Raw genomic sequence first — 18,970 nt, 5'->3', positions numbered from 1 at the left:
TTTCGGAGCGCAGCGACGCATCGGAATGGAGCTTAGGACTTATGTTCGTACTTTGCCAGTTTTCCCCCTTTCTTGCGGAGTGACTCACCCTCCAGGGGAACCCTGTGAGCGTTGTGAATCAGCCTATCCAGAATGGCATCCGCAAGGCTCGGACCACCGATCAGTTCATGTCAGTGCTCGACTGGCATTTGGCTGGTGATCATCAGTGTAACCGTCACGACAGGCTTTTTGCGCAAGAGCATAGGCCAGCCAGGTTTTACCCACGCCAGTAGGACCGGTAATGATGACGTTTTACTGAGCATTGACCTTAGGCCATCCTCGAAGCATGAACCGGGTGAGTCCCAAGACCTTCCTTACCAGAATTCAACCCAGGCTCGTGCAACAACAGGATAATATTGCGGCTAAGCGCAATCTATCCTTATTCGTTACACGGCGATTACTCCATACCTATGTATTTTGGCTGTGATTGTATGCGGCCTATCCATAACATAATTGCTGGATATTCATTTAAATCAAATCCGCCCTCATCGGCAACATGAGTATAACCATACAATGAAATATCGGCTGTGGTAAATTTATTTCCTGTAAGGTAAGGTGTTTTTCGCAGTTGCTGCTCCATTACTTGAAGTGCTTTGTGCCCACCTTCTTGCTTTGACTCATACTCTGCTTTACGATCATCGGGCAAATGGAGATATTTTGCGATAAATCTAGCTACTGCAATGAATGGCTCATGGCTGTACTGTTCAAAAAACTGCCACTGTTGAATTTTCGAATATTCAAATGGATCACTTGATAGAAACTCTGTTCCTGATGCCAAATAGTTTAAAATTGCATTTGATTCAGATATACAACGTCCATCATCTAATTCCAGAACCGGAATTTTTGCATTTGGGTTTTTAACGAGAAATTCTATTGTATGAGTTTCGTCTTTGAGAATGTCTAAATGAATCCAATCGTGTTCGATATTCAGTAACGATGCTAACAATTTAATTTTGTAGCAGTTTCCAGATTGAATATCCCCGTAGATCTTCATTTGCTCCTCCTATCTTCACGTAATCGTTGTTTTATCTCTACATCAACATGATGTGGGTCTATTGCTTGATTTAGCCGTGTAACGCCTGCATGTGGAGTGCCGTAACTGCTCAAAATTTGTAGGCATGTCAACCCACTGATATCAATACTTTGACCATTCTGATCAGGCATAAACCCACCCCATGGCTCCGTCGAAAACCTCAGCGCTTGAAACTGAAGTCAGCGAACTCAAAACCCTTGTCGGCAACCTGCTCAACAAGGTCAACAAGCTGACCATCGAAAACACCTCCCTGCGTGAGGAAGTCAGGCACCTGAAAAAACTCAAGGGGCAACCCAAAATTCGCCCGAATAAAAAAGCCCCGAAAGATGGTAAAAACAACCAAGACGGCAAGCCAGCCTCAGCTTCTGACAACACATCGCCACCAAAGAGTAAGCGGCCCCGTTCGCAAGAGCGTGGCCAAACCGCCAAGCCTTCTCCCTCTAGCGTCAGGGACGAAATTTGCTCGGCAGAAGGTGTGCAAGATAGTTGGAAACGCAAGGGCTATCAAAACTTTACCCATGTTGATGTAAACCTGGAGTTCACGACAAAACGCTACCGTCGCGAGGTCTGGACCACAACCGAAGGCCAAACAGTCATTGCTCCTTTGCCCGCTCATGTTAAAGGTCGCTTTGGAGACAACCTTACCGCCATGGTGCTTGATCTTTATCACTCTTGCAGTGTCACCCAGCCTTTGCTGCTCGATTGGTTACATAGCCATGGTTGTCCAATCTCCGAGGGAAAACTCAATGACTTGCTGATACATGGACACGAGCCATTTCACCAAGAACGGGAAGAAATTCTCGAAACAGGTATTGCCTGCTCCCGTGCGCTGCTCGTAGACGACACTGGAGCCAGGCATGATGGCAAAAACGGCTATTGTACAGTGATCGGCAATGAGACCTTTACCGTGTTCGCTTCAACTGCCAGCAAGAGTCGCATTAATTTCCTGACTTTGCTTCAGGGGAAGCGTCGATCTCACGTACTCAACTCCGTTGCACTTGACTACATGAAGCAGGTGGAGATGACCGGCAAGTGGGTTGATATCCTGTCTGCTTATGGTGAGACCCACTTCCTGGATGCCTCTGCCTGGGAAGCCTTTCTGAATGATCACAAGCTGTTCGCCAAAGAGCAACGCCGCAAGGCAACAGAAGCTGTGCTTAAAGCAGGCTTGTTGAACAACGGCTTTCCGGAAACTATGGTCATTCATAGTGATGGTGCCCGGCAGTTCGACACCGCATTTCCGCACTCTCTGTGTTGGTTCCACGCCAGCCGCCCCCTGGCAAAGCTGATTCCTGCCAACAAACAAGAGCGGGCAGCCCGTGACTGGATGGAAAAGCAATTCTGGTATTTGTACGATGATGTTGAGGCTTATTGTCAGGCTCCGACAGAAGCCAAAAAAAATCAGATTGAGCAAGACTTTGACTATTGGGTGACAACGCAGGTTGACTACTCTGATCTTCGTCATGTTCTGGTCAAGCTTCACAGGGCACGGGAGGAACTGTTGCTGATACTGAAGCATCCATGGTTGCCTCTTGTGAGCGGCAGATCAGGGAGTATGTAAAACGGCGCAAGATCAGCGGTGGTACTCGAAACGCTCTCGGTCGAAAGTGTCGGGATACATTTGCCAGTCTGAAAAAGACGTGCAGATTACATGGCGTGTCATTCTCCAGATATCTGAAGGATCGAATTTCCGGGGGCAGAATGATTCCCCGACTGTCAGACATGATTCGCAACAAGTCAACTCAACCGATGGGCAGCCATGTCTAAGGCCTGTGAGCAGCTGCTGCTTTCGGATGGGCACCCATTAAATCAAACACCTTACTAAAACAAAAGAAATGCTGAACGATAAAAACAACATCAGAACATTTAGAGGATACCTTCATGGAAATTGGTTCAATCTTAACTAACCGGTACAATGCAGCCGCTGCCGGTATAGTAAAGAACCCTCTTACAGTACCTAAGACCTCTACAAGCAAAGAGGAAGTTCAAGTTCAGATCAGTGAAACAGCAAAGAATTTGTCTCAGATAGGCACCAAACAAGCATTCAATGACAGAATGCTAAACCTGTATATGAGTGACTCAGGACTAGCAGAAACAACCGCAAAAAACTTGGCGTATGGGCAGGATCTCCTATTTGTGAAGCTCCCAGAGAGCGGCTTGCTGAAGGATACATATTATCTGGATGGTACGCCTGTGACTGATCAAGGCTACAAAAGTCGTTTTGAGTCGGAAGCAGGTGCCTACCGTAAACAGAGAATTGCACTTTATGAAGCTGAAAAATCAAAAGGAACACCAGTAGGACAAATTATAGAAAAATTGTCTGATTTTTATAAAAATTTACCTGAAAGCTATCACTTGAAGATTGGGTATGTACAGGAAGGCAGGTGAGAAAAGCCCGCCTTATACTCTCTGCCTTAGTTCGCTGCCCAGCTTACATTAACTGTATTTGTTTTCCCATGTGGAGTTGGATGAATTGATCCACTACCGGGAACAGCAAAGGCAAAGAAGAATGGAGTAGACGCTGATAAGCCATTAAAAGCTGTTGTCCCAAAGGACTGATAACGACTCACATCAAGACATGTATCTTTTGCAACACAAACGTAGACCAACAAGCCCTCTGGTCGTTCCGATGAGTCCCAAGTCCATGAAACGTATGTTATCAGCGCATTTGATGGCAATGCTGTAGGTGAGGATATATTTGAACCAATATACCAATTACCTTTAGTATACACAGTTGGACCTACAGCCCAATTTGACCAGCCTCCACTTGATGTCGCTGCCGCTTAGGTACTCGCCAGAAGTCCTAATCCAGGGTGAGAGTCTGCATTCCCCAATAATTCAAACTTATGCTCACTCATAGGGACGGATTTTTCAGTAGCAGAAGTGCTGGAGAAAATCAGAGAAGAGAAAATAAGAGTCAACAAAGCAAAAAAATTGTGATTAAGCAGTTTCATTCGTCTCATTCCTTTGAGCTTCAGATAGGAGTAGAAAAGATAACCGAACTTTTCTGGCTGATCAAGGAAAGCCTTAACAAAGAGGCACCTACTACCAGAGGAGTTTCTTGTATCCTTAGACATTTATAACTTTTTTAAACCCAGTCTGGTTTTTACCTAAAGCTCGAAGTGGCTATCTGCTATTTTTTTGCCAATAAAATATGAGCAGTTACGATTCATGCTCTCCAAGGCCATTATTATTTGCCCATAAATCCATGTTTGGCCATTGAAAACGCAACAAATTTTAATGGGTCATCTGCTGTGCAGTCTTGAAACCAAGCTACCTAACTCTTTAAAAAAAGCCTGTGTAGTTTTTAACCAGAGTTGTCTGAATTGTTCTTCTTTACCAGGTTTTATGTTGAGCTCATATACAGCAATAAACATGTTTATCATCGTTGTTGATTTTGTGGTGACAGAAGCTTCCGTAAAACAACAGATTTACGTTCCTTTGAATAGCGAGGCATATTAAACATCCACCGCCCACTGTCTAACATTATTGGTTAATCAGTAACCGGGACAACTATCCTGACACAGTGGGCCTTCTCCCATATATGAAATTGGGATTTTTCGGCTTAACCCAATATCTCCATATATTAATGGTTGTTGTGCATGGGGAACTATTGAAAGTGATTTTAACTTTGGTTCCAATACTCTAAGATAATTGGTAATTTCGTCAAGGCCAACCTCAATGTCAATTCTACCCAGTCGTTCTGCATCTTCTAATGTATTTCCTTTTGAGGAAGAACCAACAAATACAGCTTGTTTTGGAGTTTCATTAAGATTTTTAACATTCAGTGATAATTGACCACTTTGAATAAATAGATTTGCTTCACCTGCATTTCTTTTCCCTGATTTATAAGTTATTTTCAAGGATTCAGTCAATGCATTATTTGAAGAAAATATCTGACTTGGATCAAACTGCTGGTTTGTTCTAGATATAGTTGCATTGAAGTTGTTCACATGCTCATAGACAGCTTCTTCAGAAGCTTGATTATCTTTAACCTTGATTTTAATCTTATTTTCTAAATTAAAATCATTAAAAAGGGGCTGCCACAGTGAGCTTGGCTGAAAATTAATTGTATTTACCCCTCTCCAAGCATATTGCTTGAGAGTGAGCTCTGGTGAACTACGGTCATAAAACATAAATAAAGCTTCTAATATAGAAGTTTTACCTGTATTGTTTTGGCCTGATATTATATTGATTCGTTTTAAATCTTTTAATTCAAGGTGTTGAAACTTCTTTAAGTTTTCAACACTAAATGAAGTTATCATATTTTATTTCCGTGATATAAAAATTTAAACATTTTATACTTTTTATAAGTGAATTTCTAGTTGGGTGCTTAACGCCTGCAGCAGCGGCAGCCAAAATTGGCGGTTGCCTGCACTTGTTATGTGCTGGGCACTGGATAAATAGTAACAACAACACTACCGCCGACCCCAGCCAATTTTTTTATTGCATCTGACTCTATTCTTGAATGAAAGTTATTTGCTGTAGTCCCACTTTCATAGCCAAAGTCAAAATCTCTCCTTAGTGCTTTGTCCCAGATATCTCTTGATGATTTGGACAAACCATCAATTAAAGAAACATACTCAGCAATTATCTCATCGATCCCGCTACAGGTTGTTTCAAAGGATCCATAATAAATACCATCAACCTCTTCATTACGAAACACGCAAATACGCTCCCCCCATTCCTCGATGATGGGAGATATATCAATCGACGATTCGATATCTAGATCTATGTTAAGAAAGTGGGTCTCATTCATATTAACTTAATTTGATTTGGCACATAACGCTTGCGTGAACCGCGCGCCGAAGGCGCGTCGGGTGGAGCCCTGAAAGGGCAGAACGTATTCCACGCACTTGTTATATACGGTTTCCTTCGGGGACAATCATTGGCAGATCAGTACAACCAAAGTCTAAGCCAAACTGACTTAACACACAGGTCAACTGCCCTCGGTGATGTGTTTGATGGTTGAAAATATGCTGGCAAAACTCACCTACATTTTTTTCAAGCGTGCTGCCTTCTGTAGTTGTATACCTTACTGTTTTACAGCATTTATCCTCATCCAGAGAATTGGCAAATTGCACATAGATCTCATCAACTCGTTCTCTGAGTGGGATCAGCTCTTTGAGACTGTTAGCGAATGTGTCATTTACAGATTTTGCAACTGGCAATGAAGATAATACTTCTTCTTCAATATCCACAAGACGATTTTCTGCCAATCGCCTTAACATGATTAGATCACCGAAAAGAATATGATTCCAATAACTCATTACGCTTGAAAAAAATGAATGTGTTTCTTTATGCAATTGCTCTTTTGTGAGCCTCCCACAAACACTCAACAGTTGTTTATTCATTCGCTGATTATACAGTGCGAGCATTCTAAAATTTGATGATAGTTTCATTTTTTACTCTGAGCTGAGTACATAACGACTAAATCAGGTGCTCCGAAGGCGTCATCTGGATTTTTTTGTTAGGTGCGTTTACTTGATTCTATGACGGAGATTGTGCAAACAACTCTGCCCCAGTCATATTTTTGGTTTGGTTGGAAAAACAATAATACTCTGGCTTTTCATCAATGAATATTTGATGATCGAAGTTGAACTTGTACTCTTTGCCAAACAAGCCAACAGGAACAATATGCTGGTAGTTATGCTTTAAACGGTAAAAAAGATGACTTCCACAGTTTGAGCAGAAAGCTCTTTCAGCCCATTCTGAAGAGTTATAGATTGAAATCTTTTCTTTACCTTCAATTTTTACATTGCTACCACAATCTACAGAGAGAAGTGGACCACCAACCCAGCTTTGACATGTGCTGCAATGACAGGCACCCACATTCAAACTCATTTCTTCACATGAAAGCTTTACGCTTCCACAAAGGAATTTTCCTGTTCCATGTGTAGTTTCAGACATTTTATATACTCACTTCCGATTGTTTGAAATGGGCTTGATGTTGATGTAGCCCCTAACGCATAAATCAGGTGCGCCGTAGGCGTCACCTGGATTTACTTGTTATAACACGGTTTGCACTGAACCTGACGTTTACTTTTTAGACTTTTCACCAAGATACTGTGTAAATCGAAGCATATAGCCATCAGGGTCTTGAACTAAGAATTCTTTTTGGCCAGATAACGATGAACCAACGTCATACCATGATTCCTTGAGGTCACGATATAGTTGTATTTGGAGATTTTGTAGACGCTCAAGAATTGGCTGAATATCTGAAAGCTCCATTTGGAAATTTACACCTCGACCAAGTGGACGAGAAAGCTCCCCAACATGCCAATCACTCTCATGGAACTGTTCGATCATTATTTGAACTTTCTCTAATTCCAGATAAGCAAAATCTGGATTCTCTCTTTTGTTACGAACTTTGAATCCAATTATCTTGGTATAGAAATCCAGAGACTTCTGAAAATTGGTAACTGTGAGTTAAGGAACCATTACGTTCCAGTAATCACTCATCTCAAAACTCCGTTTACTCCATAACTTGATTGAGTGTTATAACGCCTGCGTGTGGGGCTGACGCTGCAAGCGGCAGTCCCAGCCAGCTTGCTGGCGACACCACGCACTTGTTAGGCGCATACTCAAAGCTTGACTTATAAACCATTTATACCATAATCAGGTATATATTGGTACAGGATAAAAAATAGGTGACTGACATGGGTAAAAATACAAGCATTACCTTAGGCGAACACTTTGATTGGTTCATTTCCAACCAGGTTAAAAGTGGCCGCTACGGATCTGCTAGCGAAGTTATTCGTGCTGCTCTGCGACTTTTGGAAAGCAAGGAAACCAAAATTAATACTCTGCGTAACCTGCTCATTGAAGGCGAAGAAAGCGGCATGGCTGAATATGACTATGACACTTTCATTAATGAACTTGACGATGAAACTAACAAATGAAGCCTTTTATTCTAACCCAGAAAGCTAAGGCTGATTTAAAAGAGATTGCAAAATTTACTATGAAACGCTGGGGTAGAGAAAAACGAAATCTTTATCTCAAGGAGTTTGATCAAGCTTTCTTTTTTTTGGCTGAACGCCCTTCCATTGGAAAGTCATGTGACGAAATCAGAAAAGGCTATCGGAAATTCCCTCAGGGAAGTCACATTATTTTCTACAAGCAGAACGATAAAAATCAGATAAATATCATCAGACTCCTACACAAGAGCATGGATGTTGATATTCACTTTAGCGCCTAACGCCTGCGTGTGGGGCGCCGCCGCAGGCGGCGTCCCAGGCAGCTTGCTGCCGACACCACGCACTTGTTATGTGGCGCTTTGACTGATTGCCAACTTCACAGCTTGTGCTGCATGAATTTTTGTTGTGTCGTATAGCGGGATACTTGTATGCTGCTGCTCAACAAGCAATGCGATTTCTGTACAACCTAGAATTACCGCATCAGCACCTTTCGAATATAAGTTGCTGATGATTTCCAGATACTTTTCTCTCGATTCATCATTTATTTCACCAAGGCACAGCTCATTGTAAATTACTTTATGAATAATATCTTGATCCTGATCGTTTGGAACAATAACCTCTATACCATATTTTTCTGAAACCCGATTTTTGTAAAATCCTTGCTCCATTGTGAACTTTGTACCAAGCAAACCAACCCGCTTTATTCCATCAGTAACAAGTTTTTCTGCGGTTGCGTCTGCAATATGAACAAGTGGTACTGAAATAGAAGATTGAACTTCCTCTGAGACCTTGTGCATTGTATTTGTACAGATGAGAATAAAATCAGCCCCACCCGCTTCAACTGATTGCGCGGCTTGAGAAAGAATTTTTCCTGTCTCTTCCCAGCAACCGGAATGTTGCAGCTTTTCTATTTCATCAAAGTCAACACTATAGAGGCAGATTTTGGCTGAATGCAAGCCACCAAGTACTTCTTTGACACCTTCATTTATTGCTTTGTAATAGCTTACGGTAGATTCCCAACTCATTCCTCCAAGCAGACCAATAGTTTTCATATTTTCTCGTTTTACTCAATTGTTGATTTGTGCCACATAACGCCTGCTTCAGCCGCGCCGCCGACAGCGGCGTCGGGTAGAGGGGCGAAGCCCCGGAACGAACTGGAAGCATTTGTTATGTGAAAATTGCACTTAACTCTCTGTAATATTCTAAAGCTCTTTGCATGACCATATCTTCTTTCTGATGAATTTGGTTTTGCTTCTCAATATTTTTCTGAAGTTCTAAGATCTTTTTGTCTCTTTCTTCTTGTGATTCACCACCTTTAAATGGCTCATGAGTAGCAAATGTTCCTGTACGAAAAGCTAATGTATTTCTTAGATTTTCATCGAATGTAATTCCAGTACAAGTTCTATTATTTTCTCTGTATTGTTGCCCAGTAATATCACAAAATTGTAATAACTCAATGTCTCCCAAACCTTGTATAATTCCTTTTTTTATTTTGTTTAGGGCTGCTATTAAGAAAATCATATCATGACGAAAATTTCTCCTTACATATTCATCATTATGTTTATTTGTTATAATTTCCCTCTCGATAAGAGTAGATAATACCCACCTAACATATCCATCATCAAAATATTTTAGCTGAAGATCAGATGATAAATATTTATTAGCTACTGCATGTGGAAATTTAATGCCATTATCAAAACGTAATCTAACAGACCAGTCTGTATTTTTGATATCTCTTATCTTAGAGATTATGATTTCTTCATCGATTTTAACTTTGTCAATAAGCTTATTAATTTCGCTAAATGAACTAAATCCAATGGTATATGTTTCTATGTTTAATATATCTACACTGTCTTGAACTTTCTCTAAAATCTCTTGGTATTTATATTCATTCTCAAGAGATTTTCTTCCGGAAAATTCATAAAAAATCGCAGGCGTTATTGCTAGCTTTATATCAAGCTTGCTTTTTCTCGACAAAAAGTCTGAAAAAATCAGAGTAGACAAATATCTTAGATAACTAATCTGGCTACTGCTTTTATTCTTTATATCTTGAAGAATGCTATTGTCGATAAACAGGTAGTGCGGCTCAGTAAAACCAGAAGATGGCATAAATTGATCCATTAGGTATGCAAAATAGACTAAGACCTTTTCTTTATCCTTTTTATCAAGAGCTTTAATTTCTTCTTTAATACGGATCACTGTTTGAACCCTCTTTTTCACATAACGCAGAGTTAAACGGCGCGAACGCAGTGAGCGTCCGATGGAGTAGCAAAGCTGCGGAATGAATTTGAACGACTTGTTATGCGCTGATTAATACGAAACTCTATTTTCTAAATGGATTGAACTATCTCTTTTATTTTTACTGCTTTTTCAAAGTGATCAAGCTTATGTGTCATTATCCACCATTCCGCTGCCTCCATGAGCAGTTCAGGGTTATCATTTTTATTTGCAAAAAACGCATAGAAAGATACCCCTACATTTTCGCTTTTGCTAGCAATTTTCTTGTCAAATACTTCAATGATCTTTTCTTTTAGACTTTCTCTCATTTACCACTTACTTCAAACTTGATTACTGATTAACTGTGAAAGATTTTAAGCACCTAACGCCTACATGTGCGGCACCGTAGGTGTCCAGCTTCTTTAGGGGCGACACCATATACTTGTTATGTGCCTGATGCTAAATATTTACTGAGGTCTTGAGACACAAGGTTTGATAGAACTCCTAATTGTACCTTTATTCCTGCGTTTTCAAGTATTTTGATTCCTGCACCATTATTCTTTGGGTGAGGACCAATAATGCCAACATATACTGATTTGATGCCTGACTTTATCAATGCTTTTGCACACGACGGAGTGCGACCATGAAACGAACAAGGCTCCAGTGTGACCAGGGCTTACGCACGAAGACAATCATTCTCATTTAGCCTCAACAATGAATGATTTCAATAGCTGAGACAGGTATCTATTGCTCCACCCAGCCTTTTTACGCTTTGTCTTGATGCTCCTCTTACTGGTAACGTCGGCCTTCAGAATATTTAGGGCAATACAACGCAAGGTAGACAGATTTTCAGCAGCGCATTCATCTTTGGTTTGACAAGCATCTTCATCAAAGGCAACGTCCAGCATCCAGTGCAGACTATTTTCCACTTCCCAGTGCTGGCGTGTTGCATTGAGCATTCCCTCGGCTGTCATGGTTTTGCTGGAAATGTAGTACCTTAGAGCTATCGTGGCTTTGCCATCAATTGTTCGATCAGACTGAACGACACCAAACTGCTTTATTCCTGTCCATTCATCAGCTGTTGAAAGAGCCGAAACGTCATCAAAAACCCAGCAGCAGCGATATTCATGACGACCATGACCTTTATTTTTGCGCTCAAAAAATGCATCTGATACTGGCTCTTCCGGGTTGCTATTCCATCGCTCTTCGACTGCTGTTTGAATATCGTTGTGCAGTGTTTTTTGGTTTCCTTTAACAGCAAGAAGATAATCTGCCTCCTGGTTTACGCAGGTTTCTGCAATACTTTTTTGGCAGCTGATTGCATCGGCTGTAATCATGCAGCCTTTCAAGTCGATAGCTTCAAGAAGTTGAGGGACAGCGGTTATCTCATTCGACTTTTTATCAACCTTTTTTTGCCCTAAGACCAGACTCAGTCTGGTGCTCCAGGCGCTAACCATGAGGACTGCTTTTTTACCCTTGCCTTTTCCCTTGGAACCCTTGATAACCTTGCCGTCAATTGGAATGATTTCAGCATCACCATCAGGTATATCAAGGGCTTCAGGATAAGCAGATTTTACCCACCGGGTGAAGCATTCCTGAAATTCATCCGGTCTGAGCATGCAAAAAATCCGGTAGAAGGTGTCGTGCGACGGAATACCATTGGGAAGCTCAAGAAATAAACGAAACCAGTCTTCTTTTTCTTCACCGAACTCTTGCATATCTTGCCATGTATCAGCCCCACAGATGATGGCACACACAGCAATCACAAGAACATCGTCAAAGTTATGCTCGCAGGAAGAAGCTCGCTTACGTGGGTCGGTCAACTCGTTGAGAAACATGATTAGCGGTTCAGGATTAATAGGCATCAGACGTAAAATCGGGGTATTTTACAGCTTTTAAGCACAGATGTGTTAGCCATGATCAACTCATGATGCGGCAGAGCTATTGCTTTGCGCATCTAAATGAGAATGATTATTCTCATGCGTAAGCCCTCCATTTAAAAATCGAAGTTGAAATCTGAAGACTGAGCACTGTCATAGACGCTTTTTACGAGCTTAAAGTCATCGTACTCTTGCGAAGTGGAAAATTGGGCTTCACGGTTTGTTGGCTTATCTATTATCTGTACACGAAAAACACCAACTTCTTCGATTGAGTCAAAAGTGTACGAAATGATGACAGCAAGTTTTGCTAGTTCAGTTTTCACAGTAGCATTTTCATCGTCGTAACTCCACGAAATGTCACCTGACTCCGTTTTTTGTCTTAGCTTTCTAAGGAAATCAGCGGTTTTAGTCGGAATCATAATTTAACCCTTATCGCTGGATTTAAATTTTCAACTTCTACTTTAATGTCAAGAATCTTTTTCATAAGATCTGTTTTTTGTCTCTTTGTCAGAGGTGCATCTGGTGTTGTTTTCTTTGCTTTCAACAACCCCATTTCGACCTCATTAATTAATTCTGAAATTCTGTTTTCTGAGTCTTTTATATCGTTTGCCTGATTTGGTAATACTTTCACACACAACTTTCGGAAATATTGAAAGCTGCATAAAGCGGTTCTATAGTCTTCGTGGCTTACATTATTGTTTGTTTCATCAATAGCAGCCAGGCAATCACTTATTGTCGAAGCACTTTCAACAAGTTTAACCTTTTCAAGTAAACTCATAGCTGTTGCTTGAATAGACTTTGAAATATGAACAGAATGCATTACTTCACATACTGCAACAATAAAACCAATGGCTGTTATAACAGTTCCAAAATATGAAAATCTTGCAAAGTTATTTTCATCGCTGATGATAGTCTTTTCGTACTTGTATGCAACTACCACCAGAATTATAGATACAACAATGTATAGAATTCTTACGATGTTATCCTTGAACATTCATCCTACTCACGCATCATTTCTGTTTGACTTAGAGAAACGGCTGATTATATACCGGATATGCGATAATGTACATTTGCGCTTAACAGCTATTAGACCTCAAACGAGTGATATTAGCTATGACCAAAGTATGCAATACCCTGAAAGTAAAGCGCTATAGCTATAAAACTGAACAGTCGTATTGCTATTGGATCAAGTATTTCATTCGCTATCAACACATGAGACACCCTCGAGACTTGGGGCCTGATCATGTCAGACAGTTTCAGATAGACCTTCGGAAGATGTCCGCCACCTGGTCAGGCCCAAGAAGGCCACAAAAATTGAAGTGGCGTTTGAACGGTCGGCATGAAGCAAAATATGACAGGCACGCTACCGCTCAACTGCCACACAGCTGAACAGAACTTATCCCTCACCTCAATCATTTCCTGCTCGTCTAAAACTAGCAAGATTGTGCCAGCATTCTCTTTCGAAGGATAGGTATTAATGCGTGTTTTTAGCCCGGTAGCTTACCAATGATCCATTCATCACGCCCATACGTAAGCAGAGAAAAAAACTCATCGTCAGGCAGGCACGATAAACACCAAAGTATATGGATTACCAGAACAACAAATGATATAGCTAAAACCAGAGCCACCTAAAACAACAAAAGCCGTACCTCAATCAATCAACCAGCTCTCAGAAGACGGGGTTCGTACATCATGGCCAAAGGAAGCAAGAGCTTACTAGCCCTTAACGCTGTGCTGTTCCAGCTGGTTTGGTTTATTGCTGTACAAGGCAATAACCGGTATGCACTATTGGCATTACTCTTCCTGCTCGTTGTCCACTTCATGCTGATGAAACCAGACAGACAAGAGCTACGACTGATCGTTGCCGTGCCAGTCGTCGGTATTGTTGCTGACACCCTGATTATGAATGCAGGATGGATTGAATATCATGGCACTCATCATTTTATCATTCCAATCTGGCTATGCGTTTTATGGGTTGCCTTCGCGACAACTCTGAAACATTCATTAAACTGGCTATTCAAGACCTTCTGGCTACCTCCGTTAATGGGCCTGCTGGTTGTGCCATTCAGTTATTGGGCAGGCATCAGGCTATCAGGGTCTCAGCCTTTGATCCCGATGGAAAGGCTATTGCTGCTGGAAGGTTTGTTCTGGGCGGTTTTATTGACTTTGATTGGCCATATAGAAAGAAAACAGGAGCAACCTTAATGCCAGCGTCCCTGCCCCCAAAAACAATCATAATGTTCAGCCTGGCTTTACTGCCCTCAGGACTCACTCAGGCAGGTCAATCGGCACTCATCGGGTATGCCTATCACGTGGGAACACGACAGCTTGCGTACACTGAAGAGCACACTTTCCCAGACACCTTATCTCATCATGTTATTTACAAAGAAGCTGATGGAACCGTTTTCGCCAGTAAAACCATCGACTACAGCGATAGCTATATTGCACCTGATATCATTCAGGAAAATCACCGCAATGGTGAACGGATTAAGACTGAGTTGATGGGCGATGTATTCAAGGTTTCTTACAGAGCAAGCTTCGGGAAAGACACCCAACACTCAGACGTCACCTTATCTCCTGACCTGGTGATTGATGCTGGCTTCGATCATTACATTCGTTCAAATTGGGACTCTCTCGTCGCAGAAAAAGAAACAGTGATTCAATACCTGATACCAAGCCACCAAAGAGCCATCGATCTTCGTATAAAACCCGTTGAATGCAAGAAAGACCCAAAAGATACTAATATTTGCTTTAATATTGCCGCAGACAGTTGGTTATACCGCCTGCTCTCGTCGCCACTGACACTCAGCTATGATAAGCAAAGTCAAAGGCTGATGACGTTTTCTGGCCGCTCTAATATCAGCGATAAAAAGGGTGATTATCAGGATGTCACCATTCATTATCAACCCCATCAACCTGCCAAAAATCAAGAGATCAGTTATGTTACGAATGAGTGCTCTACTAATGGTTCTGTTTTTGTTTGGCTGCAGCTCTGTGGATATCAGCCAATATCAAAATAACCAACCCAAACTCTCATTACCGGACTTTTTCAATGGTCCTCTGACAGCCCACGGGATTCTGAAGAATCGAAGCGGTGAGGTCATACGCTACTTTAATGCCACTCTAACAGGGAGCTGGGACGAACAGGGTGTCGGCACTCTCGATGAGGATTTTATTTTTAACGACGGTGAAAAACAAAAGCGTATCTGGACATTCACACCGGATGGCAAAGGCAGTTACCTGGCCAGTGCAGGAGACGTAAAGGAAGCAGTCCCGGTGAAAACAGCCGGCAATGCTCTCTTTATGACCTATGTCCTGAACATCCTCTACAAAGGTGAGCCTATAGAAGTGTCGATAGACGACAAAATGTATCTGGTCAGCGATCACGTCATCATCAATGAATCCGTCATGTCCAAGTTCGGTTTCAACGTGGGCTACCTCACCCTGACTATCATCAAAGCCGGGAACACTCCGGAGTATCCAGATAACTCACAGAGAGGTCAGGACTCCCTTGGCCAGTAACTTTACAATCACTGCATTGAGGGTAACCAATGGATTCACACCGTTAAAAATACCAAGGTCTGGCTCATTACCCCATTTAACAAAGCCAACGCCGGGCACCAGCTCGTGAGGTACAGTTATGGACAAATTAAAGGTATGAGTAGTTTCTGGACAGTCCGGGTAGGTCGATTTCGGTATAACCTTCTGTTTTATGTCGTTAATGAATCTGGCGTCATGACTACACCAGTAGACAATCTCTCTAACAGCCTGTGACAGCAGCTCGCCTTCATCCATAGCCTGAACCGCACACTCTTCTGTGAACCGGGGAAACGCCTTGTGAAACAGAGTAGCCAGAATGACCTTTATTTTATGCTCATGATTGCGCGTGGACTCCCTATCGCCAGAATCGAACTGTTTTTGAAAACAGAGAGCATATTGCAATACCAGCCCCTGGGCATTTTTTGCCAGTTCCGAAAAGGCCACTTTGGCCCGATCCTCTGACTTGTCAAAATCAAGATATTTCTGACATCGGGTAGAAAAAAAATAATCTTCACCCAGCTCATTCATGCTTTTCGTATCACCGGAGTCTCTCATGCCAACAGGACCCACATTAGGGTGTTGTGAAGCCTTTTTCCACTTAAGCATCCTCCCCTCGCAAGGGGCATTCACATAAGACGAAAGGATATGGTGTTTTCGGTGAGTCGCTAAATCATGGTCAGCTGCCATTACCGGCGGAGCGTATAATCCGCAGCTGAATAAAACACCACAATCATGGGCGTACTTATAAAGCCCCTCGAAAATCTGATCCGCCTTTGTCTCTGGATCAAGAACGTAAGGGTATAAATGATAAGGTGCATCCTTTGTTGATTTCAAATGAAGGCAATAACCTGCTTTGCCATCAGGGTAGCGACACTTCTCCTCCAGTTTGGCCTTTTTGGCTGGAGGCATTAATGTCATCAGATCAGCCTGCACATCCTCCCAGCGATATTGGCCAACCACTTCGGGAATCGAACTTTTCAAGCCATGCTGGCTGGCTATAGCGGCCATCAGGCTGATTTTATTACCCTCTTTTGCCAGTTCTTCCGGCTTTTCCGTATCACTGAGAAATTTCAGATAATCCCAGCCGCCATCTGCTCGCTGGATAACCAACGTACGCCCGTTCACCTCGATAGATTTACCCATTAATGATGCTATCGGGGGAGGTGCTGTCCACTGCTGCGGATTGTCGAGTTTTTTCCAATCATTATCAAACTGATTATCCTGTGGCTGATAATCTTGATCCAGTGATAACAATAACTGCCAAGTATTGGGACTTTCCATAGTATTGAGGGGGTGAACAGGTCTGCAAAACAGCGTTTCCCGCTGTTTCGCACAATCAGGATGATTTAACCAATTATTTATTACATAAGTTCGATGAGCTGGAGGTGCAAGTCGTAGAAATGATTGAATAATGTCAAAATGTAAATTAGTCACATCTTTGCTATAGGATGCAAGTTGACCCTGGGTTGCTAAAGTTTTTCTCGAACCCTCTTTACCTGGATCAGGCCACAAGTCGGGCCGATAACTTTTCAGCCTGCTTGTGAAGGTCTCCTCCTGCTCACGGTATTCCGATTCCGATCGAACCCATGAAAGCCCTTCCATCAAAAGCCAGTCCATGAATTTCATAAAATCATTGGGATGGGTGAGGCCATTGCAGCATTTAACCTGGTTGATCAGTATATTCCACGCCTCACTGTACCGGGTATCTTCCTGTAAAAAACCTGCACTGTCCGTCGAAGCCGTACCATTCATTCCCGCAAAAATGTTAGCCACCCACAGGCTTACATCACCCAAATGTAAAGCTTTTCCATGATTCCGTGTTAACCGACTTTCAGCTTCATAACTCTCACCCTTACAAATAGGCAACTGCTCCATGACAAGATGAATAAACGACATAGCTTGTTTATCTGGATACCAAAATACCCGATGTAATTGTTCACCGAATTTGTTGGGCAAAGACCATAAAAACGGTGCTGCTCGATTCACTGTATTGACAAACAATCGATCCTTGGTCAGACCAGCCTCTTTGGCTATAAGAAAAGGAGAATTATTCAGATTGACCGATGCTTCTATAAACGCCTGCCTGGTGACGCTAATACCCATTTCAGTCAATAGCTCAGTGCATTGGTGCAGTCCTCCTAAAATAGCTATCATTGCAATCAGTTGCTGCTGATCCTTACAAAATGATGCAATAAGTTTAAGGGCTTCTTCCCGCCCCTCTTTTTTTGATTGTTGCGCAATAGCCTCAAGAACAAATACCATTATTATGCTGTTTTTATATCGATTAACATGCATATAATTAAAAATTCGGCGACTATTAAAGCTATGGCTAACCAAGTCTTCAATTATGTTGCTCGTAGTAAATTCACGACGGAGATAATTAAAGAAAACTTTCAGCCTTCTATACGAAACTTTTGGTATTGATTGCGCGATTACTTCCTGAAACACCCCATCATCCATTGTAATGGACGTTAAAATCATTTCGGAAAGACTATCAAAGCGAGGATCAGCATCTGCAAAAATAGCTTTGACAAATAATAGATCCGGGCAATGAGGATTACAGTTCTCTAGCAACTTTCTCATCGTATCAAAAGGAAGGTATACGAGATGTTCAGGATAAGGATCGAAACAGAGAGAGTTTGATCTAATGGGAAACCCTTGTTCAATAATATAGGTGAGCACTTCCAGATTGCTTGTTTCGACTTCCGACCAAATAGCAATATCCGGCGCTATTTTTTCAATATGACTTGCTATTATTTTTCTTGATTGAATATCGCTTATAGCTCCAATTTTTCTCCAAGCAAAAGTGTCAGTATCAGCACCAATGTATTTGCTAATCTCACTTTTCAACTCATTAACTTTATCCATTAAACTAACATCGACGTGCAACCTGTCAAACTGTTGAGAAAGTTTCTGTAACTCTTCTTTCACGCACTGTGCATCAACAGGTTCTGAAGTCAATAACTCCAGCAAATTCATCTGCCCTGCCTTGAAACCATGGCCAAGGCTTAGAGCTACTTTTTCGGTTTTCGGTCTGGCATGACTGACTTCGCAGTCGGCTAGTGTAAACGAGCTGACAGGGTGTGCGGATGTGACCCCGGTTGCTCCGGTGTTGTTAGATACAAAATTAGCAGGATTGAAGCATCCCTCTGTTTCTTCAGCAGGCCGTACCGTCAGCGATTTATAACTCCCTGTCCCTCTGCGACTACTCACTTCCGAAGTTAGGCCTGACCCGGTCATCGGATCGGTATTTTTGCCTGTTACATCCATATTTTTCTACCCTGATCAAAATGTCCCTTCCGCCCTTTGACAATGATAAGGAAAAAAAATTCCAATTCCCGGGC

Annotated in this window: 20 protein-coding genes and 2 pseudogenes; 7 read left to right on the top strand and 15 right to left on the bottom strand. The window is 42.0% G+C overall.

All coding sequences use genetic code 11. The features are described from left to right. Window positions 1–32: 32 nt before the first annotated feature. Both K7B67_RS06070 and K7B67_RS06065 read right to left on the bottom strand, forming a co-directional pair. Window positions 33–291 (bottom strand): annotated as a pseudogene (locus K7B67_RS06070) (ATP-binding protein); the annotation flags it as partial. A gap of 145 nt (window positions 292–436) precedes the next feature. Then, window positions 437–1,033: a glutathione S-transferase family protein gene (locus tag K7B67_RS06065; protein ID WP_252179463.1), complete on the bottom strand. Its 597-nt coding sequence runs from the start codon at window positions 1,031–1,033 to the stop codon at window positions 437–439. Between the two features lie 181 nt (window positions 1,034–1,214). Between K7B67_RS06065 and K7B67_RS06060 the strand changes: the two genes are divergently transcribed. Next, entirely contained in the window at window positions 1,215–2,633 is a 1,419-nt protein-coding gene (locus tag K7B67_RS06060; protein ID WP_252179462.1) for a hypothetical protein, read from the top strand. A gap of 320 nt (window positions 2,634–2,953) precedes the next feature. Further along, complete coding sequence (locus tag K7B67_RS06055; RefSeq protein WP_252179461.1) at window positions 2,954–3,460, top strand: hypothetical protein; 507 nt, start codon at window positions 2,954–2,956, stop codon at window positions 3,458–3,460. A 395-nt stretch (window positions 3,461–3,855) separates the two neighbouring features. On the opposite strand, the gene K7B67_RS06050 is transcribed toward K7B67_RS06055, so the two are convergent. The 6 genes and pseudogenes from K7B67_RS06050 to K7B67_RS06025 form a co-directional block, all read right to left on the bottom strand. Continuing rightward, the gene (locus K7B67_RS06050; RefSeq protein ID WP_252179460.1) at window positions 3,856–4,026 is read right to left on the bottom strand and encodes a hypothetical protein; all 171 of its coding nucleotides are present in this window, start codon (window positions 4,024–4,026) and stop codon (window positions 3,856–3,858) included. A gap of 543 nt (window positions 4,027–4,569) precedes the next feature. Continuing rightward, window positions 4,570–5,337 carry an AAA family ATPase gene (locus tag K7B67_RS06045; protein ID WP_252179459.1) on the bottom strand — a complete coding sequence of 256 codons (768 nt, stop codon included), beginning with the start codon at window positions 5,335–5,337 and terminating at the stop codon, window positions 4,570–4,572. A gap of 116 nt (window positions 5,338–5,453) precedes the next feature. Then, window positions 5,454–5,738, bottom strand: a complete 285-nt coding sequence (locus K7B67_RS06040) for a hypothetical protein (protein ID WP_252179458.1) — start codon at window positions 5,736–5,738, stop codon at window positions 5,454–5,456. Between the two features lie 193 nt (window positions 5,739–5,931). Then, on the bottom strand, window positions 5,932–6,474 hold the full coding sequence (locus tag K7B67_RS06035; protein WP_252179457.1) for a DinB family protein: 543 nt from the start codon (window positions 6,472–6,474) through the stop codon (window positions 5,932–5,934). 88 nt (window positions 6,475–6,562) lie between these two features. Then, entirely contained in the window at window positions 6,563–6,982 is a 420-nt protein-coding gene (locus tag K7B67_RS06030; protein WP_252179456.1) for a GFA family protein, read from the bottom strand. 129 nt (window positions 6,983–7,111) lie between these two features. Continuing rightward, window positions 7,112–7,489: pseudogene (locus K7B67_RS06025) on the bottom strand (VOC family protein); the annotation flags it as partial. A gap of 242 nt (window positions 7,490–7,731) precedes the next feature. On the opposite strand from K7B67_RS06025, the gene K7B67_RS06020 reads away from it, so the two are divergent. Continuing rightward, window positions 7,732–7,974, top strand: a complete 243-nt coding sequence (locus K7B67_RS06020) for a type II toxin-antitoxin system ParD family antitoxin (protein WP_252179455.1) — start codon at window positions 7,732–7,734, stop codon at window positions 7,972–7,974. After that, window positions 7,971–8,270 carry a type II toxin-antitoxin system RelE/ParE family toxin gene (locus tag K7B67_RS06015; RefSeq protein WP_252179454.1) on the top strand — a complete coding sequence of 100 codons (300 nt, stop codon included), beginning with the start codon at window positions 7,971–7,973 and terminating at the stop codon, window positions 8,268–8,270. The genes K7B67_RS06020 and K7B67_RS06015 overlap by 4 nt, the downstream gene beginning before the upstream one ends. Before the next feature lie 66 nt (window positions 8,271–8,336). Here K7B67_RS06015 and K7B67_RS06010 read toward each other — a convergent pair whose 3' ends face one another. From K7B67_RS06010 to K7B67_RS05985, 6 genes are all read right to left on the bottom strand, one after another. Continuing rightward, entirely contained in the window at window positions 8,337–9,041 is a 705-nt protein-coding gene (locus tag K7B67_RS06010; RefSeq protein ID WP_252179453.1) for an aspartate/glutamate racemase family protein, read from the bottom strand. Window positions 9,042–9,156: 115 nt separating this feature from the next. After that, the gene (locus K7B67_RS06005; RefSeq protein ID WP_252179452.1) at window positions 9,157–10,188 is read right to left on the bottom strand and encodes a hypothetical protein; all 1,032 of its coding nucleotides are present in this window, start codon (window positions 10,186–10,188) and stop codon (window positions 9,157–9,159) included. A 131-nt stretch (window positions 10,189–10,319) separates the two neighbouring features. Beyond that, complete coding sequence (locus K7B67_RS06000; protein WP_252179451.1) at window positions 10,320–10,535, bottom strand: DUF6500 family protein; 216 nt, start codon at window positions 10,533–10,535, stop codon at window positions 10,320–10,322. Between the two features lie 369 nt (window positions 10,536–10,904). After that, window positions 10,905–12,044, bottom strand: coding sequence for an ISAs1 family transposase (locus K7B67_RS05995; protein ID WP_252179450.1), 1,140 nt, complete (start codon window positions 12,042–12,044; stop codon window positions 10,905–10,907). Between the two features lie 158 nt (window positions 12,045–12,202). Beyond that, entirely contained in the window at window positions 12,203–12,505 is a 303-nt protein-coding gene (locus K7B67_RS05990) for a hypothetical protein (protein ID WP_252179449.1), read from the bottom strand. Further along, window positions 12,502–13,080, bottom strand: a complete 579-nt coding sequence (locus K7B67_RS05985; protein WP_252179448.1) for a hypothetical protein — start codon at window positions 13,078–13,080, stop codon at window positions 12,502–12,504. The genes K7B67_RS05990 and K7B67_RS05985 overlap by 4 nt, the downstream gene beginning before the upstream one ends. 698 nt (window positions 13,081–13,778) lie before the next feature. Between K7B67_RS05985 and K7B67_RS05980 the strand changes: the two genes are divergently transcribed. Genes K7B67_RS05980 through K7B67_RS05970 form a run of 3 tightly spaced genes read left to right on the top strand, consistent with a single transcriptional unit; the run spans window position 13,779 to window position 15,608 of the window. Continuing rightward, window positions 13,779–14,291 (top strand): DUF2878 domain-containing protein, encoded by a 513-nt coding sequence (locus K7B67_RS05980; RefSeq protein ID WP_252179447.1) that lies wholly within the window; start codon window positions 13,779–13,781, stop codon window positions 14,289–14,291. Further along, complete coding sequence (locus K7B67_RS05975) at window positions 14,291–15,106, top strand: hypothetical protein (RefSeq protein ID WP_252179446.1); 816 nt, start codon at window positions 14,291–14,293, stop codon at window positions 15,104–15,106. Before K7B67_RS05980 ends, K7B67_RS05975 begins: the two co-directional genes overlap by 1 nt. Continuing rightward, window positions 15,081–15,608, top strand: coding sequence for a DUF3833 domain-containing protein (locus K7B67_RS05970; RefSeq protein ID WP_252179445.1), 528 nt, complete (start codon window positions 15,081–15,083; stop codon window positions 15,606–15,608). Before K7B67_RS05975 ends, K7B67_RS05970 begins: the two co-directional genes overlap by 26 nt. Here the strand turns inward: K7B67_RS05970 and K7B67_RS05965 are convergent. Next, the gene (locus K7B67_RS05965; protein WP_252179444.1) at window positions 15,576–18,896 is read right to left on the bottom strand and encodes a hypothetical protein; all 3,321 of its coding nucleotides are present in this window, start codon (window positions 18,894–18,896) and stop codon (window positions 15,576–15,578) included. The genes K7B67_RS05970 and K7B67_RS05965 overlap by 33 nt on opposite strands. Window positions 18,897–18,970 lie beyond the last annotated feature (74 nt).

It is taken from the genome of Endozoicomonas sp. 4G (assembly GCF_023822025.1).
In the GTDB taxonomy this organism is placed as follows: Bacteria; Pseudomonadota; Gammaproteobacteria; order Pseudomonadales; family Endozoicomonadaceae; genus Endozoicomonas_A.
The sequence above is the reverse complement of the archived record's forward strand: the minus strand, read 5'-3'. Positions and strand labels throughout refer to the sequence as shown.